Below are 1,121 nucleotides of genomic sequence, written 5' to 3'. Positions count from 1 at the left end.
GGTCAGAGCGATATTAATCACCACGTCGTGCGAGCGGGCACCACTCAGGAAAAGCGCAACATCTTCCGCGCCAGAGTACGCCGTCGAGGTAAATCCGTAATACTCTATATATTCTATTCCGTATCCAGCAAACAGCGGGCGATTTCCTGTGTAATATTGACCAGTAAGGGCCGTAATGTATTGCTTAGAAAAATCAGGTTCATCCCTTCCACGCTAGAAGCCAAACTGCTTTGTTTAGTAATATAACTGACTATAAACCGCAGAATACGATGCCAACGGCAGATTTATTCGACGCTATGATCGCAGATGTCCAGAATTTATGAGGTTTATGGATCAAGGGTGATACCATTAAATTTTATTCCAGCTTACAGCAACAGCACTTTGCTGGTATTTTCTGACCCTGCAAATCGCTCAAGTTCTTTATGAAACGTTTCTCTTTTCTCTTTGCTGAGTAATTTGTCAAAAGTAACAAAACCGGATGCCTTATATCTGAATATGGAAATACCTCGCCACTGTTGTTTCAAGCGATATTGCGAAGCCAAACACCCTACGACCCATTTTCAACAGCATCATGCCGTAAATACCATCTAATCAGAAACCCCCGTATATGTATCATGTCATTATCTGCAATCACCCGTGGTTTTGATAGGGAATAACCAAGCTTGCTGTCGTTGGTAACTGGTATTCCATCGCCCGTTATCACGTCGTTTAACAGTAATTTTTTGGGATAATAGAGGGACGATGGGGACTGGAAGCTGACCTACCTTATCACGATTACCAAATAAATCTAACCTACCGTGGCAGGGTAAGCTTGCTAACGTACTTGAATTCAGTGAACTTTCTTCACAAGCCATTTAGCTATCACTATTAATTCAGGTATTCTCGGCATGAACTTACTAACAGAAATCAAAAAGACGACCAGGCTCTCTTTGGTTGGCATCCCGCGGACTTTCGTGACTTGCTACTGTAGATAGCGTTCGCTGAACGTACGCCTTAATGAGGCATTCTCTTTTTTTTAACAACCGCTATCTTTACAAGGGTTATCGCCTTCGTCCCACGAACAGATGAACGTAAAAAAGCTTTCATCTTCAATACTCTTTCTGCTACTTTACGTCCGTATT

Annotated in this window: 2 protein-coding genes; both read right to left on the bottom strand. The window is 42.4% G+C overall.

Going from position 1 to position 1,121, the window contains the following annotated elements:
* Window positions 1-108: phage baseplate assembly protein domain-containing protein (locus tag CICURV3402_RS06240; protein WP_407079091.1), on the bottom strand; the 108-nt coding region annotated here is incomplete at its 3' end.
* Between the two features lie 512 nt (window positions 109-620).
* The gene (locus CICURV3402_RS07030; RefSeq protein WP_235667717.1) at window positions 621-854 is read right to left on the bottom strand and encodes a hypothetical protein; all 234 of its coding nucleotides are present in this window, start codon (window positions 852-854) and stop codon (window positions 621-623) included.
* Between the last annotated feature and the right edge of the window lie 267 nt (window positions 855-1,121).

The organism is Candidatus Williamhamiltonella defendens (genome assembly GCF_900699045.1).
Taxonomy (GTDB): domain Bacteria; phylum Pseudomonadota; class Gammaproteobacteria; order Enterobacterales; family Enterobacteriaceae; genus Hamiltonella; species Hamiltonella defensa_A.
This window is presented reverse-complemented; position numbering and strand designations above follow the sequence as displayed.